Here is a 26007-nt window from a genome sequence, read left to right on the forward strand (position 1 = left end):
CTCAAGCCTCCTGCTTGCGCAGGGCAAGCACCGAGAGAACAAGATAGATCAGACTGAAACCTGCAAGCATCAGGATATTCAGCGCGACATCGCTCAATCCGAATCCTTTGAGGAAAATGCCAACGGAGACCGGCTGAAACCAGGCACCCGGAAAACTCAAACCGATAAGACGCCCTATGGGTGCGAGCGTCGAGACAGGGGTGATCAGACCGGAAAAATTGACCGTTGGAATAATCGCAATCACCGCCGTGGCAAAAACCGCCGAAACTTGCGTGCGAGTGAACGCCGACACCAACTGGCCAAACCCCGTGGTCGCAATGACAAAGAAAAGCGCAGCAAGGCCAAGCACTGGCAAGCTGCCATACCAAGGCACTTCAAAAACCCAAAGCCCCAGCCCCACAAGCACCCAAAAATTGAACCACGCAATGACTATATAGGGCAGTTGCTTGCCGACAAGGAATTCCACCTTGCGCACGGGCGTGGCGCGGAAATTGGCGATCGTGCCGGTTTCCTTTTCACGCACCACGGCGATGGTGGACATAATCGCGGGGATCAGCATCAGGATCAGCATGATCATCGAGGGCACCATCGCGTGCGCGCTTTTGAACGCCTGATTGAAAAGATAGCGTGTCGAGATCGACAGGCTGGCGGAACTCTCTGTGCCGGTTTCGGCTTCAAGATCCTCGGCAAACTGGGTCAGCAAGCCCAACGTGTAGCCCTCGGTTGTCTCGCCGCGAAACGGCATGGAGCCGTCGATCCAGATCGAGATTTCCGGTACTGTCAAACCTTGGTGCAGGGCCTTGCCGAACCCGTCGGGGATTTCCATAGCTAAGGTCACATCTCCGCGCTCCATCAACTGATCCAATTCGTCGAGAGAGGAAAAATCCTCCTGCTGTTCGAATTGCGGGATGGAGGAGAAGGCCTCGACCAAACGGCGGCTTTCCGGTGTGCGGTCCATGTCATTGACCGCAAAACTCAGCTTATCCACATCAAAGGAAATCCCGAACCCCATTGTGAGCATCAAAATGATCGGTCCGGCCAACGCAAAGAACATACGGATCGGGTCACGGACCAGTTCCAGCGTCTCGCGTGTCGTATAAGCCCAAAGCCGGCTCATCGCGCGATGTGCGGCACTGGCTGTCTTGGTGGCCACATCTGCGGTCAGACCGGCGGTGTTGGACGGGGCGTCTTCGTCTTGGGTCTCCCCTTCCAGCGCGGCGATAAATGCCTCTTCCAACGTCTGTGCTCCGCGGCGTTCGGTCAGTTCCTGCGGGGTACCGACATCCAACACTCGTCCCGCGTGCATGAGCGAAATCCTGTCACAGCGCTCCGCCTCGTTCATGAAATGGGTGGAGATAAAAATCGTCACGCCCTTGTCACGAGACAGCGAAATCAGCTTGCGCCAAAAGGCATCCCGCGCCAGCGGGTCCACGCCGGAGGTCGGCTCGTCAAGAATGAGAATACGCGGCTCGTGGATCGTCGCCACGGCAAGCTGCAACCTCTGCCGGATACCCAGAGGCAGACCATCGGGCAGCGCCTCGGCAATCTCGGTCAATTCGAATTCGTCCAGCACCTCGCGCACCCGAACGGCGCGGCGTTGCGCCGGAATATGATAGAGCTTGGCATGCAACTCAAGGTTCTGGCGCACGGTCAGTTCGGCATAGAGCGAAAAGGCCTGCGACATATAGCCGATGTTCTGACGCGCGGCCATGTCACCGTTTTCAAGCTCTTCGCCAAAGAGTTTCGAGCGCCCCTCGGTCGGCTGCAATAGGCCGGTGAGCATCTTCATCGTTGTCGATTTTCCGCAGCCGTTGGAGCCGAGAAACCCGAAAATTTCGCCTTCGGGGATCGTGAAGCTGACGTGATCCACGGCGGTGAAAGTGTTGAAGCGTTTGACCAGATCGAAGGCTTCGATTGCGGGCACGGCCCCATCCTGTTCGATGCGCGGACGCAGGGTTACGCCGACCTCCTCGCCTTCCTCTTTCGGCAGCATCTCGACGAAAGCATCTTCCAACGTCGCCTTGCCCGCTTTCGTGCGGATGTCTTCGGGACTGCCGGTGGCAATCACCTGCCCGTCATTCATCGCGGCCAGCCAGTCGAACCGTTCGGCCTCTTCCATATAAGCTGTGGCCACCACTACGCTCATGTCTGTCAACTTGGCGCGAATGCGGTCGATCAATTCCCAAAACTGCCGCCGCGACAAAGGGTCCACGCCTGTTGTCGGCTCGTCTAGGATCAAAAGATCGGGATCATGGATCAGCGCCGCGCAAAGTCCGAGCTTCTGCTTCATCCCGCCCGAGAGTTTCCCCGCAGGTCGATCAAGAAACGGTGCAAGCCCCGTGGCCTCGGTCAGCATACTGATGCGGGCGTGGCGTTCCTCCCGTTTCTGACCGAAAAGCCGCCCGAAGAAATCGAGATTTTCGCGCACGCTCAAAGACGGGTAAAGATTGCGGCCAAGCCCCTGCGGCATATAGGCGATCTTTGCGCCCAAAGCGGTGCGAGCACGGGCGTCGCGCATGTCCTGTCCGAGAACCGTCACCTCCCCTTCCTGCGCACGGCGCACGCCAGCGATCAGCCCCAGAAGCGTGGATTTTCCCACCCCGTCCGGCCCGATCAAACCGACAACCTGTCCGGCAGGAATGTCGAGCGTCACATCGTTCAGAGCGAAGACCGCCTTGTAACGGTGCGACACAGCGTTCAGGCGTGCCACATGCTCCATCGCGGCTTACTCCGGCACATTGACGGCGAGATGGTCCGGCCAGTCCATATCCGGCTGGCTCCGCACAAAACCGATGCCGCGCACCCCGCTTTTGATCAATTCCTCATATTTTACCAAAAGCGCGCGCGGCACAGAGAGTTTGACACGGAACACAAGGTCTTCGCGTTGCTCCTGTGTCTCGACATTCTTCGGCGTGAATTGCGACTGTGGCGATATAAAAGTGATCGTGGCGGGCACGACGATATCCGGAATCGGATCAAGGATCAGCCGCGCCTCATCGCCCACGGAGAGCGTTCCAGTCACCGTCGCGGGCAAGTAGATGTTCATATAGACATTGCTCAGGTCAAGCATTGTGACGACAGGATAACCCGCGTCAATCACCTCGCCCGGTTCGTGCAGACGATACAACACCCGACCACGGATCGGCGCTTTGATGGTCAGATCATTGAGGGCGAGCTGCACCTGTTCCTGATCGGCCTCGGCTGCGGCGATGGAGGCCTTGGCATCCTCGATCTGCGCCTTGGCCATTTCGACGGAGGCTTTGGCACTGTTGAGCGTATTGGTCGCATCATCCAGCGTGCTTTGTGGCGCAGTGCCGGTTTCATGCAATTTGACCACGCGATTATAGGTGGTCTGAGCCATCGATAAGGCACTTTGTGCCTGCATGAGAGTCGCCTGCGCCACGGTCAGCCCCGCATTGGTGCGCAGCACAGCGGCCTTGGCGGCATTGAGCTTGGCCATCGCATCCGCCGTGTCCATCTGTGCGATCTCGTCCCCTGCGGCCAGAATATCCCCTTCTTGGGCGGTGACACTTTCGATCCGTCCGGCGTATTTCGTGGCGACATCCACGGTCTGCGCCTCGATCCGGCCATTAGAGCTATAAATGCCCTCATCCCCGTTCGACTTGCCGAATTTTTCGAGCAAAGCGTCAAAGCCGTTTTCGGCCTGCGCGGGGGTAGCCAATGTAGAGAACGCCGACAGGAGGCACATCGCTATGACCGGAGGAACAGAGGCCAGACGGTGAAAAAGCTTTTCGGACATGGGGGATATTTCCTCGTGCTATGGACGTGGACAATGTTGAGACAAAGGGTTGTTTGCGCGAACTGTGCGCCTCTTCTGGTTGAATCGCAATGTGACATTGTTGTCAATTTTACGCGCACCTTCAGAAATGACAAATCAAACGAGTTTCAAAGCCCCCCCCCCCCCGCTCCGGCTCGCGGTCAGGGTGCTCGAAAACATCTCCAGAAATGCGCCCTTAACACATCTTGAAATCCGATTTGGGGCTTACTTCCTAAGAAACAGCCATATCAACGTCGGCAGGTAATTCGTGCAAATCATACCCAAATGACTTGGCGCGACGCTTGAGGTTGCCGAGGACGCGGTTGCGGTACCGTTCCTCATAATGTGATGCGCCAGGATCCTTATAGGTCATGCCGTGTCGGAGAGTGTTGTAAAACAGAACTGCAATCTTGCGCGCCGTTGCTGTGACGGCTTTGGCTTTGCCCGCTCGTGCTGCCAGCCGTCGGTAAAACGCACCCAGCGCAGTATCACTTCGCCCGATCGTAACAGCTGCCAATCGTAAGAGGGCCGCAGCGCGGCTGGATGATCGTCGGGTTCGAGAAGACAGCACTTTGCCGCCCGATATCTTGTTGCCCGGTGCAAGGCAGAGCCACGACGTGAAGTGTTTGGCACTTGGCCATGCGCGCAGGTCAGTCCCACATTCCCCAACCAACTTGAGCGATAGTGAAGGCCCCATCCCATGGATCTCGGTTAGATCAACACCAAGAATACCGAACAGCGCCGCGCGTACATCAAATGACGGCGTGCTGACCTGCTTGGTCTTTGTGCGTGGACGGGGAAGCTGGCTGGGGTCGTGATCTTGGTCTGCTGCCAATGCGGCTAGCGTAGCCTCAAGATGGCGGTCGCATTCCAGCATTTTATTTTGGTAAAAGTCATAAAGCTCCAGCGACTGGGTCAGCGCAAAGATGTGTTCCGGACGATCGTTGCCGTTCAGGGCAGCTTTGATTGTCTCAACAGATGCGCGACAGCGGACATCGCGATGAGATGCCAAAACATCCAAATCCCGTTCTCCTGCGACAATGGCGCGGATGATCTTCATTCCGGTTACACCGGTGATGTCAGACACAACGTGATGTAGTTGCAGGTTCATCTCCATCAGTGCCTTCTGCATGTGTTGGATATGCGCCGCCGCATACTCTACCAGCCTCTCCCGTTGGCGCAGGTATGCCCGCAGTGTGGCAATCTCAGCTGATGGACGGAAACTGCCACGTAGCAAACCGTAGGAATGCAGTTGCCGCAACCAACTGGCGTCACTGACGTCGGTTTTGCGACCTGGCACATTCTTGGCGTAGCGTGCATTGACCAAGATGACCTCGAAACCATGCTGCTCAAGTATCTCGTAGGCCGGGATCCAATAGACGCCTGTAGATTCCATAGCAACGCTGGTCACGCCGTGCGTTTTGAACCAGTCGGCAAGATCATGCAGATCATGGGTGAAGGTGCCGAAGGCCTTTACAGGCATGTCGGTCACCTCGGGACTGACTGCCGCCATGTGTTCACGCGAACCGATATCAACAGCCGCAGCACCGACGTTCACCGTCTCGATCGCTTGGGCCTTGCGGGTCTTTTGCTTTGCCATCTTTGATCCTCCTGTTGGCAACAGAAGGGCGTGGGCTATGCAAATCCGTCATCTTCCTAACCGGGATCACCGCAAAGCAGCGTCACCACTCTCAAGTCCGCATCAACCCATGGACCACGTTTTTTAACGGGGTTCTGCCCTAAAACAGACCACCAATAAGCGAACGGTCGCTGCCCTTCATGGCGCAACTCTAGCACAGGCTGTTTCTACCGCGCACAGGCGGGCTCCAACCCGGAACGGTTATTTAGAAGGTCCATCGCTGAATTCCGGCGACGTCAGACTTTCACCACTCACATCATCGTCATCTGTTAGGGACACTGAGTCGATGTTGATAGATACGCAACACACAAAAACAGGTCAGAACTCACAACCAGCTCCAACCCACGTCAAACTGACGCCAGAGTACAGAGCCAAACCTTGGGGCCGTCGTGACGGCCTTTGGGCACCGGACAGCGCCCAGCCCTTGGGCGAAGTCATTTTCAAATCGGACACCAGCGGTCTTGTCCTCAAATGGCTCCAGACCAGCGAACCTCTGTCCGTACAAATCCACCCGCAGCGCGGCCCCGGTCGCAAACATGAATGGTGGTATATTGCCGATGCCAAACCCGGCGCATATCTCCAGCTCGGATTGAAGGAGTCAGCCACTCCCGAAGACATCCGACGCGCCGCGCAAGACGGCAGCCTCCCTGGCATGCTGCGCCGGATCGAACCGGCTGTCGGAGATACCTTCTTTATCGAGGCAGGGACCATCCATGCGCTCGGACCGGGATTAACCGTGGTCGAAGTGCAGGAACCCAGCGATGTCACATGGCGCCTATTCGACTATGGCCGCCCACGGGAATTGCATCTTGATCAAGCGCTCCAAGAGGCCATCCTCGATCCGCAACCTCTGACTCCGATGCCAAACGGCACAGCCCCTTTCCAGATCACCCACGAGATGCTCGCCCCCGACCAGCGCAGCATGTTGGTCGCTCCGCGCGCGAGCGTCATGGTGGCCGAGGGACGCGGCAGTTTCGGAACCGAGTCTTATGCCCCGCACCAATGCTGGGACTTCACCGATGCGATGCCCGTGCACACGACGGAACCGACGGTGCTGATCCTCGCGGAGCCGGTGGAGAGCACCACGGATGATGAAACACTTTGGAGGGCCCGAAAATGACAGATACACCATCACCAGTGCGCCACATCGCCCTGATCGGGAATTACCCGCCGCGGAAATGTGGCATTGCGACCTTTACGGCCGATCTCCGGTCCGCCCTGATTGCGGCAGACCCCACGCTGAGGATCACTACAGTCGCGATGACGGATCCGGGACAGACATATGCCTATTCCTCGGACGTAGATTACGAGATTGAGCAGGATCACCGTGACGCCTATCGCGCCGCTGCCGACCATCTCAACGCGCTGAATCCGGACGTGGTCCTGCTACAACACGAGTTCGGCATTTTTGGCGGGGCCTCCGGCGATTATCTTCTGGAGCTAACCGAAAGGCTCCGCGCGCCGCTTGTCACGACACTGCACACTGTTTTGACGGATCCTAATCCCGACGAGCGTCGTGTCATGGACGCGCTGGTATCGCATTCCGCCCGTTTGGTGGTCATGGCAGAAAAAGGCCGCGCCCTGTTGACGGAGCATTGGCATATTCCCGACGCGCGCATCGCGGTGATCCCCCATGGCATCCCCGATCTGCCCTTCCTTGATCCGGCATTCCAAAAACACCGTTTCGGTTTGGACGGGCGGCAGGTCATTCTCACCTTCGGACTTTTATCCCCCAACAAAGGGCTGGAACACATGATCGCGGCCCTGCCCGATCTGGTGCGCGGCCATCCGGACCTGACCTATGTCATTCTCGGCGCCACCCATCCGCACCTTCTGGCGGCTGAGGGCGAAGCCTACCGCGACCGGCTCACGGCACAGGCGAAAGCGGCAGGGGTCTGGGAACATCTGCGGTTCGTCAATCAATATGTGGACACCCCGACGTTACAGGCATGGCTGTCTGCGGCTGACATCTATGTCACGCCCTATTTGCACGAGGCGCAGATCACCTCCGGCACATTGGCCTATGCGGTCGGGCGCGGCAAAGCTGTGGTATCCACACCCTATTGGCACGCGACAGAACTGTTGGCGCAGGACACTGGCGTGCTTGTGCCCTTTGCCGATTCCCGAGCGCTGGCCGAAAGCATCGGCGCGTTGCTGGACGATCCCGCCCGCCGCGACCAGATGCGTGCCCGCGCCTACGAGGCCGGACGGCATATGATCTGGCCGGAAGTGGCACGCGGTTACCTTGGCCTGTTGGGAGAGGCCCGTGGCGTGCGCCGCCCCACAACAGCGGTCCATAGCCTGCGTTCCGGCATGAATATCCCGAATGTCTCGACGCTTCGAGCGGTGGACCGGATGGTGGATGGATGCGGCATGTTGCAACACAGCAGGGCCTCGGTCCCCCACCGTCAGCATGGATATTGTCTGGACGACAATGCCCGCGCTCTAATGCTCGCCGTCGAGATGAAAGCCGAAGGGATCGAGACCGAACGTGCGGACCGCATCATCGACACCTGCGCCGCGTTTGTGGAGGACGCGTGGAACGAAGAGACCTCCGTGTTCCGCAATTTCATGGATTACCGGCGCAACTGGCTTGAGACACAAGGCTCCGAAGACAGCCACGGTCGCGCACTCTGGGCGCTTGGTCGCGTGGTGGCCGACAGTGACGATCAAAGCGTGAAGCTCTGGGCGACGGGATTGACCGAAAGGGTTATCCCCGCCAATCAATCCCTGTCGGCACTACGGGCGCGGGCCTTTGCCCTTCTGGGGCTGATCAGTTGGCTGTCGGTCTATCCGGGGCACCGTGTCGCGCAAACCATGGTGAACCGGTTTGCCACAGAGATTCACACGCGGCTGAAAGCAGAACGACGCACGGACTGGAACTGGTTCGAACCAACCCTCTCCTATGACAATGCACGTCTGCCCGAAGCCCTGATCTCTGCGGGGCAGTTGCTTGAGCGGGAGGATATGATTCAGGACGGGGTAGATGCCCTTAACTGGTTGGCGAAGGTGCAGACCGGCGCGAATGGGGTTTTCCGCCCTGTCGGCACGGAGAGTTTCGGTCGTCCACATGAGCGGCCTCGTCCCTTTGACCAGCAACCACTGGAAGCTTGGGCCATGATTGGTGCTTGCGCCACAGCGCATGATGTGACCGGCCACCCCGTCTGGCTGACGCTGGCCAAGGCGGCCTTTGACTGGTATCTCGGTCTCAATGATCTGGGGCTGCGCATGGCCACGTCCAACGGCGGCTGTTTCGACGGGCTGGAAGTGGATCGGGTCAACCTAAATCAGGGAGCCGAGTCGATCCTCGCCTTCCAGTTTGCTGCCTTGGAAATCCAGCGGTTGAAACGTCTTCCGAAAATCCAGCCTGTCAAACCGACTGTCGTGAGAGGATGATATGGTCTGCGTCAATCTTCTTCCCCAACGTCTCCATCCCAATGCCGAACGTGTCGTTGTGCGCGCCTATCCGCTCCCGCCGAAAGGGCGCGCCATTGATCCCTCGGTGGATGCCCGCGCCAGACGGATTGTCGAGACCGTGCGGAACATGGACAACCGCACCATTCAGGCGGAACTGTCCTTTGTGCTCTCGGATTTCGAGACCCGTCACCGCAAGGTTCGCGAGTATTTCGAGGCGCGATATGACTCCATTGCCCGTGACCTCGGCCTCACCGCCGCAACCCGTGAGGCAGAACGCGCATTGATCGGGGCATATTTCTGCCACGAGTACTCCTATCAGGCCGCGGCACTGATGAATCCGAGCGTCGTGCCCCATCCCGACCAGACGGGGCTGAAACCCGGCGAATTACGCTTTCTCATGTCGCTGCGTGCGGTCGGGGAAGGGCATATTTCCTCGATCACTTTCCGCGAAGGGGTGCTGAGTGCAGACTGTGATATGCAGTTGGTCGAACCTTCCGAATTTGCGGTCGCCGCCCGTCCGCATGAGATCACCGAGGACAGGATCAGCCTGATCCGCGAAAGCGACGGGCCAATGAACGAAACCGTTCTCTTTCCGGTGACACAGGCCCAAAGGGGCGGTTTGGAAGACCTGCGTCTGGTGCAGTTCCGCGATGGTGAAAACCAGTTCTATTGCGGCACCTATACCGCATGGAGCGGACACGACATTGCCTCCGAACTGATGGTCACGCAGGACTTCCATCAGTTCGAGCTTCGCCGTATGAGCGGTCCGGCATCAAGGGACAAGGGCATGGCATTGTTCCCGCGCAGGATCGGCGGGCAATATGTCATGATCGGGCGACAGGATCGGGAAAATATTTTCCTCATTCGCTCGGACGATCTCACCCATTGGGGCGAAGGCGAGAAACTGGCGGGGCCGCGTTACCCGTGGGAGCTGATCCAGATCGGCAATTGTGGTGCGCCGATTGAACTGGAGCAAGGATGGTTGTTGCTCACGCACGGGGTGGGCGCAATGCGCAAATACTGCATCGGCGCGATGCTTCTGGACAGGCAGGATCCCTCCCGCGTTCTGGGGCGCTCGCAAGTGCCGCTGCTCTCTCCTTCGGATGCGGGGCGCGAAGGCTATGTGCCGAATGTGGTCTACACCTGTGGCGCTCTGGTGCATGGTGAATATCTCTTTGTGCCCTTCGGCATCGCGGACAGTTCCATCGGCTTTGCCACGATCCGCGTTGACGATCTTTTGGCCTCATTGGTGTGAGCCATGCCGCAGAGAGGTATCCTCATGACACAGCAAGGGGCAAGACGATGCGTGTAGCCATGCTTGCCCCGATTGCGTGGCGCACCCCGCCATGGCACTACGGCCCTTGGGAGCTTCTGACACATTTGCTAACCGAGGAACTGGTGGCATTGGGCGTCGATGTGACGCTATTCGCCACCAAGGACAGCCAGACCTCCGCCCGTCTCGATGCGGTTGTTCCTGCTCCCTACAGCGAAGATCCGTCAATAGATCCAAAGGTCTGGGAATATCGGCATCTGTCGCATGTGTTTTCCAAGGCAGGTGATTTCGACATCATCCACAACCAAGCCGATTTCCCCGCCCATGCCTTTGCCCCTCTGGTCGAAACGCCGGTCGTGACAACCATTCACGGCTTTTCCTCCGAGCGCATCCTGCCGATGTATAAACCCTTCGAGAACCAAGTGCATTTCGTCGCCATCAGCGAAGCCGGCCGGCATCCGGACCTGCGCTATTCCGCCACGATCCACCACGGCATCAAGATGGAGGATTTCCCCTTTGATCCGGTCGGCAGCGAAGACCTGCTGTTCTTCGGGCGCATCCATCCGGACAAAGGAACCAAAGACGCCATCGAGGTGGCCCGTGCGACAGGGCACCGGCTCCACATCTACGGCATCATTCAGGATCAGGGCTATTTCGACGCTCATGTGCGCCCTCATCTCGGTGACGGACAAATCCTTTGGCATGGGCCGGTCGGTGGCATCGAACGCGCCAAGGCGCTCGGATCGGCCAAGGCGTTGCTGCATCTGATCGGTTTCGATGAACCCTTCGGCCTGTCGGTGGTGGAGGCGATGGCCTGCGGCACGCCTGTGATCGCCTACCCGCGCGGTTCCATGCTCGAACTGATCCGTGACGGTCAAACTGGCTTTCTGGTCGACACCCTCTCAGAAGCCATTCGCGCGGTGGAGCAGGTCAGTATACTCGACCGCGCCACCGCCCGCGCCCATGTGGCCGCGCACTTCACCACACGACGCATGGCCCGCGACTATCTCGCGCTCTATCAATCCGTGCTGGCGTCGCGCTGATGATCCGTCAGTTATGCCTCAACCGGCGCAGCCGCAAAATGACAGGCCGTGGCGTGAGTTCCCAGCATTTCCGTCTCTGGCACAGTCTCGCAGATTGCTTGCGCCTTCGGGCAACGGGTGCGGAAAACACAGCCTTTGGGCGGTGCCATAGGAGAAGGCAGATCCCCTTCGAGGGGGATCACCGTCTTGTTCCTCTCGACTTTCGGATCGGGGATCGGCACGGCAGACAAGAGTGCTTGCGTATAGGGATGCCGCGGATCGGCGAACAAGTCGTCAGAACTGGCCTTTTCCATCATGCGTCCGAGATAGAGCACCATCACGTCATCAGAAAGATGCTTCACAACGGAAAGGTCGTGGGCGATGAAAATAATCGTCAGCCCCAATTCACGGCGCAATTCTTCAAGAAGCCCCACAACCTGCGCCTGAATGGAGACGTCAAGCGCAGAAACCGGCTCGTCGCAGATCAACAGTTTCGGCTCGACCACCAAAGCCCGAGCGATGCCGATGCGCTGACACTGTCCGCCGGAAAATTCGTGCGGGTAGCGGTTTACCTGATTGGGCAAAAGTCCCACACGTTCCATCACGGCACGCACTTTTTCCTTGCGCTCTTTCGCACTCATGTCGGGACGATGTGTCCGCAGCGGCTCGGCGATGATGTCCCCCACCGTCATGCGCGGATTGAGTGAAGCCAGCGGGTCCTGAAAGATCATCTGGATGCGCGAACGATATTGCAACATCTGGCGCGGTGACAAGGTCAGAAGGTCGGTGCCATCCTCCCAGATCACCTGACCGGTCGCAGGCAGCATACGAATGAGCGCACGCGCTAGCGTAGACTTGCCGCAGCCGCTCTCCCCGACTATGCCAAGCGTCTGCCCGGCCTCTAGCGAAAAACTCACGCCGTTTACAGCCTTGAGCAACGCCGGAGGGGTCCACGGCAGATCGGAGGGACGACGGATTTCAAATGTCACCCGCAGATCACGGGCCTCGATCAACGGACGGCTCATGCGACGATCTCCTCGACAGGGCGAAAACAGGCGCGGGTTCGATCCGGAGCAAAGTTCACAAGCTCGGGCGCCGTACTCCAGCACGTTTCCATGACGCTCTCGCAGCGCGGTGCGAAGGGACAGCCCTGCGGCAGTCCCGTCATATTGGGCGGGTTTCCGGGGATCGCGCGCAGCGCGTCCTGATCCTCATCGACTCTCGGAATCGCGTCCAGAAGTCCCCGTGTATAGGGGTGGCTCGGACTTTCGAAAAGTGGGTCAACCGGCGCCTCTTCCATGATCCGGCCACCATACATCACGATGGCCCGCTCGCAGAACCCTGCCACCACGCCAAGGTCATGGGTAATCAGGATTGTCGCCATGTCGAACTCCCGTTGCAACTCGGCCAGAAGCTCCATGATTTGCGCCTGCACCGTCACATCAAGCGCGGTGGTTGGTTCGTCGGCAATGAGGATATCTGGGCGACAGAGCAATGACATGGCAATCATCACCCGCTGGCGCATCCCGCCGGAGAACTCGTGCGGGTAGAGACGCACGCGGTTCTTTGCATCCGGAATTTTCACCGCATCGAGCATATCGACACTTTCCGCAATCGCCGCGCGTTTGGACAAGCCTTTGTGCAGCATAAGCACCTCGGCCATCTGCTCGGAGATGCGCATATAGGGATTGAGCGAGGTCATCGGGTCTTGGAAGACCATAGCGATACGATTGGCACGTATCCTGTTGAGGTCGCGTTCCGACATCGACAAGAGATCTTGTCCCTCAAATATCGCCTGCCCCGAGGTTCGGCCATTGCGGGCCAAAAGTCCCAGAAGCGCAAAGTTGAGCTGGCTCTTTCCCGAGCCGCTTTCCCCTACAATACCCAAGGTCTCGCCCTGTTCCAAAGCAAAGCTCACCCCGTTGACGGCGTGAATGTTTCCCTCAGGTGTATCAAATTGAACGGAAAGGTTTTTAACGTCCAGAAGTGCCATGTTTAACGATCCTTCGGGTCCAAAGCGTCCCGCAGCCCATCACCGACAAAGAAAAAGCCGAACAGCGTGAGAACGAAGAAAAGAAGTGGGAAGGCCAGTTGCCAAAGCGTCCCGTAGGAAATTGTGCCAGACCCCTCAGAGATCAACGCACCAAGTGACGTCATCGGTTCCTGCACACCGAGACCAAGGAAGGAAATGAAACTCTCGGTCAGGATCATGTTGGGCACCAGAAGCGTGGCAAAGACAGTCACGACACCGATCAGGTTGGGCAGGATGTGACGGCGGATAATCACCGGTGCAGGCACACCGATGGCGCGCGCTGCCTCGATATATTCGCGCCCTTTGAGGGTCAGGGTTTGCCCACGCACAATCCGGCTCATTTCCAGCCACGAAATAAGGCCCACTCCAACGAAGAGCATGGTGATGGATCGGCCATACATGACCAGAAGCAGGATCAGCACAAACATATAGGGGATCGCCAGCAGGATATCGACGGTCCGCATCATGATGTTGTCGATCCGTCCGCCAAAATAACCTGCGGTGGCACCATAGATCGTGCCGACCACCACTGCGATGGCAGAGCCGATGATCCCCACAGCCAGCGAAATCTGCGTTCCTTGCACTGTGCGGGCGAACAGATCGCGCCCCAGATCATCCGTGCCGAAATAGTGTCCGTTGGCCAGCGACGGCCCACCCTGTTCAGCCACCATTCCCATGACGGAGAAATCGATCTCTTCATTGGACCACTGTGCGACAAAATTGCCGAAAATCGCAAAAAGGCTGACGAAAACCAACAGGACCAAACCGAATATCGCCGCCTTGTTGCGAAAGAACCTGCGCCGTGCATCGGCCCAGAGGGAACGGCCAACCACGTCCTCGCGGGAGGTGGCTTCGGCCAGAGACTTCATTTTCTCACTGTCGATGACCATGGCTCAATACCGGATTTTCGGGTCGATCCATCCGTAGATGATATCGACGAGGAGGTTGAAAAGAATGGTGAGTGCGCCGACGAGGATCGTCACCCCCATCATCACGGCGTAGTCACGGTTCAAAGCGCTATCGACAAAGGCTTTACCGATGCCGCCAGTGGAGAAATAGATATCCACGATCACGGACCCTGTAATCATCGCCACAAAGGCTGGCCCGAGGTAGGAAATCACCGGCAAAAGCGCGGGTTTGAGTGCATGACGCCAGATCACGCGATGCCCCGGCAGCCCTTTGGCGCGCGCAGTGCGGATGTGGTTGGAATTGAGCACCTCAAGCATGGAGGAGCGCATGATCCGCGCAATCGAGGCCATATAGGAGGTCGAAAGCGCGATCACCGGCATGATCCAGTAGGACGGATCTGTGAAACGCCAGCCACCACCGGGCAGCCAGCCCAGAAACAGTGTGAAGACAATCACAAGGATCGGGGCCATGACGAAATTCGGCAACACTTGCGCACCGATCGAAATGCCTACGGCGAAATAATCGATAATGGTGTTGTGCTTGACCGCAGCGACTGCGCCCAGCGTCACTCCGGCGAGCACCGCCACCACAAACGAAACGCCGCCATATGTCAGCGTCACCGGAAAGCCCTGCGCGATGATCTCGTTCACGGTGCGGTCCTTATAGACAAAGGACGGCCCGAAATCGAAATGCGCAACAATGCCCCAGATGTAATTCCAGATCTGTTTCCACAGCGGCTGGTCGAGACCATATTTGGCGTTGAGATTGGCAAGCACCTGTGCAGGCAGTTCACGTTCCTGCGTAAAGGGCCCGCCGGGGGCCGCATGCATCAGCAGGAAAGAAAACACAATCAGCAAGAGCAGCGTCGGAATGGCAATCGCCAGACGCTTGAGAATGTAGACGATCATACGGTTTTTCCTATGGGTGGACGCGGGGGGCATCCCCGCATCCTGCCTGATTTATACGATCCGGATCATTCCGCGACACGGTAGAGGTCTTTGCCATACCATGTTTGCATCACGTTCTCCGTCGGCAGACCTTTGATATCCGAAGAGATCATATCCACTTTCGCATAGTGATAAATCGGAACCACCGGCATTTCTTCGGCCAGAATTTGCTCTGCCTGCGTATAGAGTGGCTGCGGATTCTCGGCTGTTTTCGACTCTTTCATCAGCGCGTCATATTCTTCGCTGTAGAACTTGCCGCTGTTGTGCCCCGAGTAGGAGGTGAACAGATCGAGGTAAGTCGACGCCTCGTTATAGTCTCCACACCACGCATAGCGCGCCATATCGAAATCTTGGCTCTGCATCTTGTCGGTATGCACCTTCCACTCCATGTTGTTGAGCGTCAGGTTGATGCCAAGCGGGCGATAGAATTGCTGCGCAGCGATGGCGATCTTCTTGTGATCGTCAGAGGTGTTGTAGTTCAACGTCAGATCAAGCGGGTTGTCGGGGCCATAACCTGCTTCGGCCAAAAGCTCTTTGGCTTTCTCGTTGCGCTCTTCCTGTGTCCAACCCGCATAGTCGATCTCGGGCATTTCAAAGCCCGCTGTCGCCCAATGGGTCCAGTTATAGGCCGGATGCTGACCACCTTGCAGAATGTTGTTTACCACGACATCGCGGTTCATGGCATAGGACAACGCCTTGCGCACACGCACATCCTTGAGTGCTTCGGGACCCTTGTCCGACAGGTTCATCATGTAAATGTAGGAACAGGAATACGGCAGCGAAGTTGCCTCATCGGGATATTCCTTTTTCAGACGCGGATACTGGCCTGCTGGAATATTTACACGGTCCAGTTCACCGGCCAGATAGCGTGTCAAAGCCTGATTCAGGTCATTGACGGTTAACGCGGTGAGATGGGTCATCACTGTTTTATCCGCATCCCAATAGGTATCGGATTTGTCCATCTCGACCCGCTCGCCAAGAATATGCTCGGTGAGAGTATACGCCCCGTTGGTCACCATGTTTTCCGGTTTCGTCCAGTCCGAACCGAATTTCTCGATCACATCCTGACGCGCAGGGAAGGTCGAGGCATGCACCAGCATCTGCGGAAAATAGGGCAGCGGCGTCTCGATCGTCACTTCAAGCGTATGATCGTCAATCGCTTTCACGCCAAGCTCTGACGGCGGCACTTCACCTGCCGTGACCTTGGCGGCGTTTTTCACCTGCATAAGCTCCATATACCACGCATATTCCGATGCGGTTTCCGGATCGGCCAGACGACGCCACGCATATACGAAATCGCCTGCGCTCACAGGCTTGCCATCCGACCAGACCGCCTCGGGGCGCAGGTGGAATGTGTAGGTCAGACCATCTTCGGACAGGTCATGGCTCAACGCCACTGCCGGCACCAAAGCGCCTTTGGCATCTTCGTTATAGAGGCCTTCAAAAAGGTTACGCAGAACATCGGAGCCTTCAACATCGGTGTTGATTTGCGGGTCCATCGACTTGATCGCGTCCAGAAGCCAGAACGTATAGGTCTGGTTCTCGGACAGCACAGTGCCTTCTGGCACATCGGCAGCAAATGCCGTCGGTGCAGCCACGAGCAGGGCCAGTGCAGACAAAGCAGTGGTAAGTTTCATAAAGACCTCCTGTGGGCAGGTTTTTCATCTTTGCCGGACGTTGGAATGCGTAATGCGCAACCGTCGCAACGTGGGGCAACACTGCGCAGAAGGAAAAGTATTCCGCGGCAGAAGACAAGACATCTCATGAAAAAAGTGATCGCAATCTCAATAGCCGCCACCCCACGCCTCGGTCACGTGAGGCATGGCGCTGCGGAAAATTGGACCTGTTCAGCCTATGCAAAATTGCCGATTTTGAACGAATTTCACTGGAAATCACTGCAATACAACCGCGAACAAGGCCCTCGTGTATAAAAAACATGCACGGTTGATTGACACTTTGGCTGGAAAAAGAAAGAAACCCCTAAATTATTGGAGGAAGTTCTTATGTTTCATCACAGCAAACTGAGCTGCATCGCCCTCGCCGCCATCTGTGCCGCAGGACCGCTGGCCGCCGAAGACTGGCCGTCTGCCCCGCTGCATCTCTATGTGGGCTTTCCGGCCGGATCGTCGCCCGACACCATCGCCCGTCTCGTGGCCGAGCCTTTGGCCGATGCGCTGGGGCAGCCTGTTGTGGTGGAAAACAAACCCGGTGCCGGTGGTGTCATCGGCGTGCAACAAATGCTCGCCGACAAAAACGACGGGTTGAGCTTTGCCGTGACAATCAACGGACCGCTGACCACCGCGCAGCGCCTTGTGGAAGATCTCAGCTATGATCCCGCCACGGATATCGCGCCTGTGGCCCTGATCGCCACAAGCCCGCTGGTTCTGGGCGTCACGAGCGATTTCCCGGCCGACACGGTCGCAGGATTTATCGAGCAAGCCACGGAAAACCCCGGTGATATTGCCTATGGCTCCGTGGGGCACGGCTCCGGCGCGCATCTAACCGCCGAGTTGTTCGCAAATGAAGCAGGCGTGGAACTCTATCACATCCCGTTCCAAAGCTATGCAGAGGTCACGACCTCCATCATCGGACACGAGATCGACGGTGGTTTCATGGCGCCTTCCGCAGCGATGCCCCATGTCGAAGCTGGCAAGATGAAAATTCTGGGCATCACCTCCAGCGCCCCCTTCCCCAGCCTTCCCGACGTGCCCGTCATGGCCGGTCAGTCGAGTTTGCCGGAAGATTTCCGCGCCGAACTCTGGAACGGTTTCATCGCGCCGAGCGGCACCGACCCCGAAATCATCGAGCGTCTGAACAGTGAAATCGTGGAAATCCTCGCGATGCCCGAAGTGGCCGACAAGCTTCTGGCTATGGGCTGGCAGGTCCAGCCGGGCAGCACCGAAGCATTTGCCACACGCATTGCCGAAGATACTGCTCTTTGGGGTGCTGTGATCGACGGGATCGAAGCGCGCCAGTAACGCCACGAAAGAGGGCCACCGATGCGACGTGATATTGACGATGTGCTGTGGGGCGGGATTCTCGCCCTGCTCGGGCTTGGCGTCGCAGCCTATGCCTCTGTCCAGTATGACATGGGCGATCTGCGGCGCATGGGGCCGGGGTTCTTCCCGATCGTGCTTGGCGTGGTCCTCTTCGGTCTGGGGCTGGTCATCGGCCTGCCCGCATGGTGGCGCAAGGCGGAGGCAAAACCGCTCGCGTGGCGTGAAACGCTCGCTGTTGCGGCGTCCCTGTTGTTCTTCGGATTCGCGCTGGACCGTGTCGGGCTCTTGCTGACAACGGCAATCACCGTCCTTCTGGCCAGCTCTGTTGCCCCGCACAAAGGCATCCTGTGGCGCGTGGTCCTGTCGTTGGTCATCACGCTTCTGGCCGCAGGTGTCTTTATTCTGGCGCTGCAAATGCCGATCCCCGTCGGGCCATGGAGCCGTTGATATGACCACGTACGAAGGCCTGATGCACGGCTTGTCCGTTGCCCTTCATCCCTCTGTCCTCGTCTATAGCCTGTTCGGCGCGATCCTCGGCACATTCGTCGGCGTCCTGCCCGGCATCGGAGCGATGGCCGCCATCACGTTGCTGTTGCCGATCACCTATTATGTGTCCTCCGAAGCCGCGCTGGTCATGCTGGCGGGGGTTTATTACGGGGCGCAATATGGCGGAGCGGTGGCCTCCATTCTGCTGCGCCTTCCCGGCACGCCGCAATCGGCGGTGACCACGCTTGACGGTTACCCTATGGCACAAAACGGTCGGGCGGGGCTTGCGCTGTTCACCTCCATGATCTCGTCATTCTCGGGCTCGATGCTCGGGATCATCGTGCTGATCTTCCTTGCCGAATGGCTAAGCGGCGTGGCGACGAAATTCGGTGCGGCGGACTATGCGGCAATGATGATTATGGGGCTGGTCGCGGCCTCCACGGTCGGCTCGGGCCGCCCGGCCAAGAACTTGGCGATGGTTGTCCTCGGCCTGATCATTGGCGTTATCGGGACCGATGTGAACTCCGGCCTTCAGCGGTTCACCTTCGGGCGCACGGAACTCATGGACGGGGTCAACCTTGTGGCACTGGCTATGGGTCTTTTCGGTGCGGCGGAAGTGATTTCCAACATCCGCAACACAGAGCGCAGCACTCCCGTCGCCCGTATCCCCTTGCGGGAACTTCTCCCCTCACGCGCGGAACTCAAACGCCTCCCCGCCCCGATCCTGCGCGGCAGCACCTTGGGCAGTTTTTTCGGCGCACTTCCGGGCACAGGTTCGACGATTTCCTCCTTTCTCAGCTACGCGTTGGAACGCCGCGTCTCCCGCGAGCCGAAGAAATTCGGCACCGGCCAGATCGAAGGTATTTCCGGCCCTGAAGCCGCGAACAATTCCGCCTCCATCTCAGCCTTTGTGCCGACACTGACGCTGGGCATTCCGGGGGACCCGATCATGGCGCTCATGCTCGGCGCTCTGGTGATCCACGGGGTGCAGCCCGGCCCGATGATGTTGGAGAGCAATCCAGACATGTTCTGGGGACTGGTCGCCAGTTTTGCCATCGGCAACCTGTTCTTGCTCTTCATCAACCTGCCGCTGATCGGCATTTGGGTGAACATGCTGCGCATTCCGTTCCGCTGGCTCTATCCGGCCATCATCGTGTTCATTTCGATGGGAGTCTATTCCGTGCGTGGCTCCAGCTTTGACATTGCGATGGTCGCGGGCATTGGCATCATCGGCTACGCCCTGTCACGGGCGAAATTCAGCCCTGCGCTCTTACTGCTCGGCTTCGTGCTTGGGCCGTTGATCGAGACCAACCTGCGCCGCGCAATGCTCATTTCCCGTGGTGATCCGATGGTCTTTATCGAACGCCCTATCGCCTGTGTCTTTGTCGTCCTGACAGCGGCGCTGATCCTCTGGTCCCTGATCTCCGCGTTCCGTAAATCCCAATAGTGACGGGCCTTATGTGGGCGCATAAAAAAGCCCGCCCCGAGACGGCCAAAGGCGATCTCTTGGGGCGGGCCGGTTTTCTCTGTGTTCGGTCGCGCAGAGCGTTCAATCGGGCAGCGCGCCGCAGAACCCGCCCGAGGCGGCAATCCCCGAGCCAAGCGCCAAGGCAGGCGGGGCATGATAGGGGTTGGGCGGAGCGCTCATCAGGTCAAAGCCGACGAGAAGAAACAGACCGACAATGGCAAGAGTTGCAGTGAAACGACGTGTCATGCGCGTGCCTCCAATCCCAGTAGGGGCCGCAAGCGGATGCCGACAAATGCCCCTGCAAATGCAGAGATAAACCAGACCCAGCCGTGCAGGCTGCCTGTTGAAATCCCCGAGAAGAACGCCCCGACATTGCAACCAAACGCAAGCCGTGACGAATACCCCAGCAGGAACCCGACCACCATGGTCGCGATCCAAGCGCGGGCGGGATAGCTTGGCAATTTCGCAGTCAAACCGCCGCGCCGCCATGTGGCAACGCCGAAAGCACCGGCGATCAGGCCGATGTCGGTCAATGAGGTGTAGTCGGTCAGCAGGCTAGATTGCACCCGTTCAACGGATCCCGATGCTGCCCAAAAGGCCGAACCGGACAGGTCCGCGCCCGCCACGGTGGCAACTTTCGCGGTCCATAGGCCCAGACCATAGACAACACCCCAAGGCTGTCCCGCGACCACAAGATTGCCAATCGCCAGAACCGCAAGCACGATTGCCGCAATGCCGTGACGACGGCTCAGACGCACGGTGCCGGGGGCTGCGCGCCAAAGCACGATGGCGGCGGAAATGGCCAGCAACACCAGAGTCAGGCCAAGCCCCGTCATGCCGCGGAATTGCAGGATCGGCAGAGCTCCGAGCGAGGTCCACCAGACCAGACCATAGGCGCCGAAAAAGCTACCGATGCAGAAAAACGGCAGGGCGAAAACCGCAATGGGATTGCCGCTGCCCGCATTCACCAATGTGCCGGACCCGCAGCCCAGCAAAATCTGCATACAGGCCCCGAATACAAACGCACCGCCGACCATCGCAAATCCGACAGCGGCCTGTGCGCCCACCAATTCACCGGGGTGCGCCGAGAGCAAGGGGATGGCCACTACAGAGACCAGCGCAATCGCCAGAAGCTGCGCCAGCATCCCCGACGGTTCACGCCGCAGGATCATCGCACGCCATGGTCCGGCAAAGCCGAAGCGCATCCCTTCCAGCACCACGCCGAACCCGAGGCCGACGGCCAGCAAAAGCCCGTAGCGCGCGCCGACAAATACCGCAACAAGCGCCACACTCACCAATGCGGCCACAACCAAAGCGGCACGGCGCGAGATCACACCGCTGCCAGTTTCCAGCCGCAAATCAGGAGAAACCGCCTGCGTCATCAATTGCCTCCGCGAAACTGGTTGAACAGGTTTTCGATGAGACCGGGCGCGTTCGCCATCTCGCCGCCCATGTTCGAATATTCGACCATAGAACCGGGGTAGAGCTTCACCTGATCCAGTTGCGCCAGTTCACTGAGAGCGAACCAGTTTGTCGCTGCCCAATGCCCAGTGTTGCAAAAGGAAATCACGTCCTGGCCGTCACTGATCCCCAAGGTCTCTTTCATCTCCGGCGTATAGGACTCCGCCGAGATTGCGGAGGCATCGGGCCGGAAGAAATTATTGTAGGGATAGTCTTTCGCTCCCGGAAGCGTCCCCGGACGGGCCGCAGCAGCATGAGCCTGTTTGCCCTCGAAAAATGCCGCAGGACGGGCATCGAGCAAGAGAGCATCCGCCGCTCCGTTCACAACATTCTGCACATCGGCGGTTTCTGCCGTCCAACTGTTATCCCAAGTGATGGAAAGTTCTGTCGGCACGGGCTCCACGGCATCCGTGGACACGGGAAGCCCCGCATTAACCCATGCCAGCTCGCCGCCATTCAGAATGGACAGCTGTTCAAAACCAGAGCTTTTCAGGGTCCAATACACCCGTGCAGCCGCACCAAAATCGCTATCTGTCTTGCCATCGGTCACAATCACCACTGGCTGGTCCAGCGTCAGTCCGAGTTGTTCGTAAGTGTCCTCAAGCGTCTCAACGGGCACGATCTGGCCGGGGTTGTCTGCCGGTCCGCGAAACAGGCTATAAGGCGCAGACACAGCACCTTCGATATGGCCTTTGCTATAGGCATCGCCCCGAATGTCCAAAAGGACAGGCGCACCCTCCGCATCTTCGAGTGCCGCGTTCAATTCGATGGGGGTTACCAGCGGGCCAAGGTCTGCTGCCATAGCGACACTGGCAGATAGAGCGACCGCTGCCGCCGCGATAGAAATCATGTTCAAGGTCATACGAAGCCTCTTCATCCAAACGGGTTTGCAAGGCATCTCGACCCGATAGTGTGAGAGGTCAAGGAATGGTCCGCGTCACCCCGCCCGTTGAGACCAGACAAAGTTCCGCATCTGCGCCGCTGCGCATGAGAGGGATTTGTGTCGCATGACTTTTCGGAAAAACTGTCTTGGTCGGAGCGCAAGAACCGGAAGGATATTCTTTTTTCGCCTATTGCGCCCTTTCAAGGCGGATCACACGCCATAGGTCGCCATGAACATCCGTACAGCTTCTCTGGCGGTGCGAGTGATTTCTTCGGCTGAAGGCTCCGTGCGCCTACGCCCGAAGATACGCGCACGCCATGTTCCGGCGGTGGCAAGTTCGATAAACTGCGCAGCCGCAAACTCCGGATCAGGCACAGCGAGATGTCCAGCTTCGGTCTCCGAGCGCAAAAACTCGGCAAGATGGCCGAGGAAATATCGCGCCCCCGCGTCATAGAACCGCGCACCGAGATCGGGCATCCGCTCCACCACACTGATGACAATGCGTTGCGCGCGGATGACATTTTCGGAATTGACCTGCATGGACAGACCAGTGGCATAGGCCAGTAGGTGATCCTCTATCGTTCCGGCGTCTTCAAGGCGCTCGATAATGCCCGCGAAAAAAGCCTCCCGCCGGTCTTCGACCAGAGCGACAAAGAGGTCTTCCTTGTTTTTGAAATAGACATAGAGCGTTCCCTTGGACACGCCTGCCGCCTTGCAAATTCCGTTCATCGTGGCCGCGTCAAAGCCTTGATCGACAAAGACCTGCCAAGCACCGCTCAGGATCTGGCGACGTTTTTCGGGGTCTTTGCCCGCAGGATGCCGGCATTTCTGTGTGGTCGCTTCACCCTGTTGCGTAGGACAGGCCGGAGACTCGGAACATTCTTCACTCATGTTTTGAATATAGTCGAACCAATCGGTTCGATGAAGGCTTGATTTTGATTTCCGTTCGCCCTAATTTCTGTCGAACCAACTGGTTCGATAACGAACAGCCCAACGCACTCATTCCTGAAACCGGAAGCCTTCACTCATGACACAAAACGCATCCCCCACCCCTATGGAGTCCGAAGCACCGAAAAGCGGGCGCAAAAAAATCATTCTCGGGTCCATCGCCGTCGCAGTACTTCTGGCAGGTGGATATACGGGGATGAACTGGTGGACACATGGACGGTTTATGATCGAGACCGATGACGCCTATGTGCAGGCCGATGTGTCTCTGGTCTCGGCCAAGCTGCAAGGTTATGTGGCCGAAATTCCGGTCAAGGAAAACCAACACGTCTCCAAAGGCGATATTCTGGTTCAGATCGACGACAGTGATTACCGCATTGCCTTGGCCCAAGCGCAGGCTGACCTCGCCTCACTGGATCAAACGCTCGCGCGGATTGATGCACAGATCATAGCGGCAAAAGCGACGGTCACACAGGTCGAAGCCGAACTGGCTGCTGCTGAAGCGGCTTACCAAACCGCCAAAACCGCACAGAAACGCGCGCAGGATTTGAACGATCGCAAGGTCAGCTCGCAAGCCAGCCTTGATGACGCCAACGAGGCATTGGCCACGGCCCGCGCCAACCGCGCCGCCGCCCAAGCCGCCATCACAGGGGCAAAAGCGGAAATTGATGTGCTCAAGGCCCAGCGTGCGGAAACCGATTCCAATCGCCGCACCCTAGAACTCAACGTCGCCAAAGCACAACGAGATCTCGACCATACGATCTTGCGCGCGCCCTTTGATGGCACCGTAGCCAATATCGCCATTGAGGCCGGTGAACTTGTGAGCGTTGGCGCAAGCCTTGCCGCCGTTGTTCCCGACCACGGGCTCTATGTCGAAGCGAATTTCAAGGAAACCCAGCTTGACGGCATCAGCCCCGGTCAATCCGCGACAGTGCGGGTGGATGCGATGGGGGGCGAAGAAATCGAAGGGCGTGTGGCCTCTGTGTCTCCGGCGACCGGTTCCATCTTTTCGCTCCTGCCCACGGACAATGCCACCGGCAACTTCACCAAGATCGTGCAACGTGTACCCGTGCGCATCCTGCTGCCCGATATGGTCGAGGGTTTACGCGCCGGCCTGTCCGTTGTGGTCGAGGTGGACGAGCGCACAACCCCCGCCGATACAGGCACAAATCTGGCACAGGCAAGCAAATGACCTCCGCCGCAGAAGCCGTCGAACCAAAGGTCACCCCGCGTCGGGTGGCGGCCTTTCTGGTCATGGTCTTCGGCATGTTCATGGCCATTCTCGACATCCAGATTGTCTCCGCCTCCCTGCCGGAAATTCAGGCGGGTCTCGGTGCTTCTGCCGATGAAATCAGTTGGGTGCAGACCGCCTATCTGATTGCAGAGGTCATCATGATCCCCTTGTCGGGGCTGCTTGGCCGGATGATGTCCACACGCTACCTCTTTGCCGCCTCGGCGGCGGGATTTACCGTGGCTTCCTTTCTCTGCGCCACCTCCGGCAGCATCAATGAAATGATCCTTTGGCGCGCGGTTCAGGGTTTTCTCGGCGGTGGCATGATCCCTGCCGTCTTCGCCGCCGCCTTTACGATCTTTCCCGCCTCCAAGCGCAACGTGGTATCCCCCATGATCGGCCTGATTGCCACGCTGGCCCCCACGGTGGGGCCAACCGTGGGCGGCTATCTGAGCCATACGCTGAGCTGGCACTGGCTCTTTCTGGTCAATGTCCCCGCAGGCATTGCCGTCACCATCGGGGCCTTTGTCCTGATCGACTTTGACAAGCCCAACTGGTCCCTGTTCGACAATTTCGACTGGATCGGGCTGGGGGCGCTGGCCTGTTTTCTGGGAGCTATGGAATATGTGCTGGAGGAAGGACCGGGAAATGACTGGTTCGACGATGAACTTGTCGCAGGGCTGTTCGTCGTGATGATTGTCGGCGGGATCATAACCTTCTGGCGGGCTTTCACGCGCAAGAACCCCGTGGTGGATTTCTCCGCCTTTAGCAATGTGAACTTCGCCGTCGGCTCCGTGTTCAGCTTTGTGATGGGGATTGGGCTTTATGGTATGACCTATCTCTACCCGCTCTATCTATCCCAAATCAGGGGCTATGACAGCCTGATGATCGGGGAGACCGTTTTCGTCTCCGGTCTGGCCATGTTCATGACCGCTCCGATTGCAGGGGCGCTGGCCTCGAAACTTGATCTGCGTGTGATGCTTCTGGCAGGGTTCATCGGTTTTGCGACCTCCTCATGGATGCTGACCGGCATGACCGCAGACTGGGACTTCAACGAATTGCTCGCGCCGCAAATCCTACGCGGCATATCCTTGATGATCTGCATGGTGCCCATCAACAATCTCGCACTGGGCACGCTGCCGCCGGACAAGATGAAGAACGCATCCGGTCTCTACAATCTCATGCGCAATCTTGGCGGGGCTGTCGGGCTGGCTGTCATCAATACATTGCTCACCGACCGCAATGCGTTGCACAGCGCCCATCTGCGCGAGGCTTTGAACTGGTCCAATGCCGAAGCCCTCAGGCAACTTGATCTCATCTCCTCCCTGTTGAGCCTCAATGGCGTGGATGGAGAGACGGGTGCGCTCAAATACATGGCCGCCCGCATATCGCAGCAGGCCACGGTGATGTCCTTTATCGATGTCTTTACCCTGATCACCCTGTTGTTTGCAGGGCTGGCAGTGCTGGCGCTGGCCATGCAACCGCCGCGCAAAGGCGCCAAGGCCGGGGGGCATTGA

General features: G+C 58.3%; 22 protein-coding genes. 10 read left to right on the top strand and 12 right to left on the bottom strand.

Annotated elements, in window-relative coordinates; genetic code table 11:
• Window position 1: 1 nt before the first annotated feature.
• From rbbA to BM152_RS05200, 3 genes are all read right to left on the bottom strand, one after another.
• Window positions 2-2719 (bottom strand): ribosome-associated ATPase/putative transporter RbbA, encoded by a 2718-nt coding sequence (gene rbbA / locus BM152_RS05190; protein WP_066601966.1) that lies wholly within the window; start codon window positions 2717-2719, stop codon window positions 2-4.
• A gap of 6 nt (window positions 2720-2725) precedes the next feature.
• On the bottom strand, window positions 2726-3760 hold the full coding sequence (locus BM152_RS05195) for an HlyD family secretion protein (protein ID WP_066601969.1): 1035 nt from the start codon (window positions 3758-3760) through the stop codon (window positions 2726-2728).
• Window positions 3761-4010: 250 nt separating this feature from the next.
• Entirely contained in the window at window positions 4011-5378 is a 1368-nt protein-coding gene (locus BM152_RS05200; RefSeq protein ID WP_066601971.1) for an IS110 family RNA-guided transposase, read from the bottom strand.
• A gap of 325 nt (window positions 5379-5703) precedes the next feature.
• Here BM152_RS05200 and BM152_RS05205 point away from each other — a divergent pair, with 325 nt between their 5' ends.
• From BM152_RS05205 to BM152_RS05220, 4 genes are read left to right on the top strand one after another with little or no spacing between them, the layout of a single operon-like run.
• A complete protein-coding gene (locus BM152_RS05205; RefSeq protein ID WP_139222475.1) occupies window positions 5704-6537 on the top strand; it encodes a class I mannose-6-phosphate isomerase in 834 nt (277 codons plus the stop codon).
• Complete coding sequence (locus tag BM152_RS05210) at window positions 6534-8813, top strand: glycosyltransferase family 4 protein (protein ID WP_074914010.1); 2280 nt, start codon at window positions 6534-6536, stop codon at window positions 8811-8813. Before BM152_RS05205 ends, BM152_RS05210 begins: the two co-directional genes overlap by 4 nt.
• A gap of 1 nt (window position 8814) precedes the next feature.
• Entirely contained in the window at window positions 8815-10089 is a 1275-nt protein-coding gene (locus BM152_RS05215; RefSeq protein WP_066601975.1) for a glycoside hydrolase family 130 protein, read from the top strand.
• A gap of 47 nt (window positions 10090-10136) precedes the next feature.
• On the top strand, window positions 10137-11150 hold the full coding sequence (locus BM152_RS05220) for a glycosyltransferase family 4 protein (protein ID WP_066601978.1): 1014 nt from the start codon (window positions 10137-10139) through the stop codon (window positions 11148-11150).
• Between the two features lie 11 nt (window positions 11151-11161).
• Here BM152_RS05220 and BM152_RS05225 read toward each other — a convergent pair whose 3' ends face one another.
• The 5 genes from BM152_RS05225 to BM152_RS05245 all read right to left on the bottom strand — a co-directional run bounded on the left by BM152_RS05225 (window position 11162) and on the right by BM152_RS05245 (window position 16654).
• Window positions 11162-12154 carry an ABC transporter ATP-binding protein gene (locus BM152_RS05225; RefSeq protein ID WP_066601982.1) on the bottom strand — a complete coding sequence of 331 codons (993 nt, stop codon included), beginning with the start codon at window positions 12152-12154 and terminating at the stop codon, window positions 11162-11164.
• Window positions 12151-13122 (bottom strand): oligopeptide/dipeptide ABC transporter ATP-binding protein, encoded by a 972-nt coding sequence (locus tag BM152_RS05230; protein ID WP_066601984.1) that lies wholly within the window; start codon window positions 13120-13122, stop codon window positions 12151-12153. The genes BM152_RS05225 and BM152_RS05230 overlap by 4 nt, the downstream gene beginning before the upstream one ends.
• Window positions 13123-13124: 2 nt before the next feature.
• Window positions 13125-14030: an ABC transporter permease gene (locus tag BM152_RS05235; protein WP_231730506.1), complete on the bottom strand. Its 906-nt coding sequence runs from the start codon at window positions 14028-14030 to the stop codon at window positions 13125-13127.
• Window positions 14031-14054: 24 nt separating this feature from the next.
• Window positions 14055-14978 carry an oligopeptide ABC transporter permease OppB gene (gene oppB / locus BM152_RS05240; RefSeq protein ID WP_066601990.1) on the bottom strand — a complete coding sequence of 308 codons (924 nt, stop codon included), beginning with the start codon at window positions 14976-14978 and terminating at the stop codon, window positions 14055-14057.
• A 65-nt stretch (window positions 14979-15043) separates the two neighbouring features.
• The gene (locus tag BM152_RS05245; RefSeq protein ID WP_066601992.1) at window positions 15044-16654 is read right to left on the bottom strand and encodes a peptide ABC transporter substrate-binding protein; all 1611 of its coding nucleotides are present in this window, start codon (window positions 16652-16654) and stop codon (window positions 15044-15046) included.
• A 126-nt stretch (window positions 16655-16780) separates the two neighbouring features.
• On the opposite strand from BM152_RS05245, the gene BM152_RS19220 reads away from it, so the two are divergent.
• From BM152_RS19220 to BM152_RS05260, 4 genes are all read left to right on the top strand, one after another.
• Entirely contained in the window at window positions 16781-16948 is a 168-nt protein-coding gene (locus BM152_RS19220) for a hypothetical protein (protein WP_156444355.1), read from the top strand.
• 72 nt (window positions 16949-17020) lie between these two features.
• Window positions 17021-17995, top strand: a complete 975-nt coding sequence (locus BM152_RS05250) for a Bug family tripartite tricarboxylate transporter substrate binding protein (RefSeq protein WP_066601993.1) — start codon at window positions 17021-17023, stop codon at window positions 17993-17995.
• A 21-nt stretch (window positions 17996-18016) separates the two neighbouring features.
• Window positions 18017-18463 carry a tripartite tricarboxylate transporter TctB family protein gene (locus BM152_RS05255; protein WP_066601994.1) on the top strand — a complete coding sequence of 149 codons (447 nt, stop codon included), beginning with the start codon at window positions 18017-18019 and terminating at the stop codon, window positions 18461-18463.
• A gap of 1 nt (window position 18464) precedes the next feature.
• Complete coding sequence (locus BM152_RS05260) at window positions 18465-19949, top strand: tripartite tricarboxylate transporter permease (RefSeq protein ID WP_066601995.1); 1485 nt, start codon at window positions 18465-18467, stop codon at window positions 19947-19949.
• Between the two features lie 102 nt (window positions 19950-20051).
• On the opposite strand, the gene BM152_RS19225 is transcribed toward BM152_RS05260, so the two are convergent.
• The 4 genes from BM152_RS19225 to BM152_RS05275 all read right to left on the bottom strand — a co-directional run bounded on the left by BM152_RS19225 (window position 20052) and on the right by BM152_RS05275 (window position 23205).
• The gene (locus BM152_RS19225) at window positions 20052-20216 is read right to left on the bottom strand and encodes a hypothetical protein (protein ID WP_170125647.1); all 165 of its coding nucleotides are present in this window, start codon (window positions 20214-20216) and stop codon (window positions 20052-20054) included.
• Window positions 20213-21352 (bottom strand): YeeE/YedE family protein, encoded by a 1140-nt coding sequence (locus BM152_RS05265; RefSeq protein WP_066601996.1) that lies wholly within the window; start codon window positions 21350-21352, stop codon window positions 20213-20215. The genes BM152_RS19225 and BM152_RS05265 overlap by 4 nt, the downstream gene beginning before the upstream one ends.
• Entirely contained in the window at window positions 21352-22293 is a 942-nt protein-coding gene (locus BM152_RS05270) for a sulfurtransferase (RefSeq protein ID WP_111481337.1), read from the bottom strand. Before BM152_RS05270 ends, BM152_RS05265 begins: the two co-directional genes overlap by 1 nt.
• A gap of 231 nt (window positions 22294-22524) precedes the next feature.
• Window positions 22525-23205 carry a TetR/AcrR family transcriptional regulator gene (locus BM152_RS05275; protein WP_066601998.1) on the bottom strand — a complete coding sequence of 227 codons (681 nt, stop codon included), beginning with the start codon at window positions 23203-23205 and terminating at the stop codon, window positions 22525-22527.
• A gap of 136 nt (window positions 23206-23341) precedes the next feature.
• Between BM152_RS05275 and BM152_RS05280 the strand changes: the two genes are divergently transcribed.
• Window positions 23342-24451, top strand: a complete 1110-nt coding sequence (locus BM152_RS05280; protein WP_082715326.1) for an HlyD family secretion protein — start codon at window positions 23342-23344, stop codon at window positions 24449-24451.
• Entirely contained in the window at window positions 24448-26007 is a 1560-nt protein-coding gene (locus BM152_RS05285) for a DHA2 family efflux MFS transporter permease subunit (RefSeq protein WP_066602000.1), read from the top strand. Before BM152_RS05280 ends, BM152_RS05285 begins: the two co-directional genes overlap by 4 nt.

It is taken from the genome of Celeribacter halophilus (assembly GCF_900114135.1).
Taxonomy (GTDB): domain Bacteria; phylum Pseudomonadota; class Alphaproteobacteria; order Rhodobacterales; family Rhodobacteraceae; genus Celeribacter; species Celeribacter halophilus.

Bases quoted from the DNA above. Each gene is read 5' to 3' on its own strand.
- BM152_RS19225 (WP_170125647.1), bottom strand. From the start codon at position 20,216: ATGACACGTCGTTTCACTGCAACTCTTGCCATTGTCGGTCTGTTTCTT.
- BM152_RS05260 (WP_066601995.1), top strand. From the start codon at position 18,465: ATGACCACGTACGAAGGCCTGATGCACGGCTTGTCCGTTGCCCTTCAT.
- BM152_RS05210 (WP_074914010.1), top strand. From the start codon at position 6,534: ATGACAGATACACCATCACCAGTGCGCCACATCGCCCTGATCGGGAAT.
- BM152_RS05265 (WP_066601996.1), bottom strand. From the start codon at position 21,352: ATGACGCAGGCGGTTTCTCCTGATTTGCGGCTGGAAACTGGCAGCGGT.
- BM152_RS05195 (WP_066601969.1), bottom strand. From the start codon at position 3,760: ATGTCCGAAAAGCTTTTTCACCGTCTGGCCTCTGTTCCTCCGGTCATA.
- BM152_RS05275 (WP_066601998.1), bottom strand. From the start codon at position 23,205: ATGAGTGAAGAATGTTCCGAGTCTCCGGCCTGTCCTACGCAACAGGGT.
- oppB (WP_066601990.1), bottom strand. From the start codon at position 14,978: ATGATCGTCTACATTCTCAAGCGTCTGGCGATTGCCATTCCGACGCTG.
- BM152_RS05205 (WP_139222475.1), top strand. From the start codon at position 5,704: ATGTTGATAGATACGCAACACACAAAAACAGGTCAGAACTCACAACCA.
- BM152_RS05285 (WP_066602000.1), top strand. From the start codon at position 24,448: ATGACCTCCGCCGCAGAAGCCGTCGAACCAAAGGTCACCCCGCGTCGG.
- BM152_RS19220 (WP_156444355.1), top strand. From the start codon at position 16,781: ATGAAAAAAGTGATCGCAATCTCAATAGCCGCCACCCCACGCCTCGGT.
- BM152_RS05255 (WP_066601994.1), top strand. From the start codon at position 18,017: ATGCGACGTGATATTGACGATGTGCTGTGGGGCGGGATTCTCGCCCTG.
- BM152_RS05200 (WP_066601971.1), bottom strand. From the start codon at position 5,378: ATGGCAAAGCAAAAGACCCGCAAGGCCCAAGCGATCGAGACGGTGAAC.
- BM152_RS05220 (WP_066601978.1), top strand. From the start codon at position 10,137: ATGCGTGTAGCCATGCTTGCCCCGATTGCGTGGCGCACCCCGCCATGG.
- BM152_RS05245 (WP_066601992.1), bottom strand. From the start codon at position 16,654: ATGAAACTTACCACTGCTTTGTCTGCACTGGCCCTGCTCGTGGCTGCA.
- BM152_RS05230 (WP_066601984.1), bottom strand. From the start codon at position 13,122: ATGGCACTTCTGGACGTTAAAAACCTTTCCGTTCAATTTGATACACCT.
- rbbA (WP_066601966.1), bottom strand. From the start codon at position 2,719: ATGGAGCATGTGGCACGCCTGAACGCTGTGTCGCACCGTTACAAGGCG.
- BM152_RS05250 (WP_066601993.1), top strand. From the start codon at position 17,021: ATGTTTCATCACAGCAAACTGAGCTGCATCGCCCTCGCCGCCATCTGT.
- BM152_RS05270 (WP_111481337.1), bottom strand. From the start codon at position 22,293: ATGACCTTGAACATGATTTCTATCGCGGCGGCAGCGGTCGCTCTATCT.
- BM152_RS05235 (WP_231730506.1), bottom strand. From the start codon at position 14,030: ATGAAGTCTCTGGCCGAAGCCACCTCCCGCGAGGACGTGGTTGGCCGT.
- BM152_RS05280 (WP_082715326.1), top strand. From the start codon at position 23,342: ATGACACAAAACGCATCCCCCACCCCTATGGAGTCCGAAGCACCGAAA.
- BM152_RS05215 (WP_066601975.1), top strand. From the start codon at position 8,815: ATGGTCTGCGTCAATCTTCTTCCCCAACGTCTCCATCCCAATGCCGAA.
- BM152_RS05225 (WP_066601982.1), bottom strand. From the start codon at position 12,154: ATGAGCCGTCCGTTGATCGAGGCCCGTGATCTGCGGGTGACATTTGAA.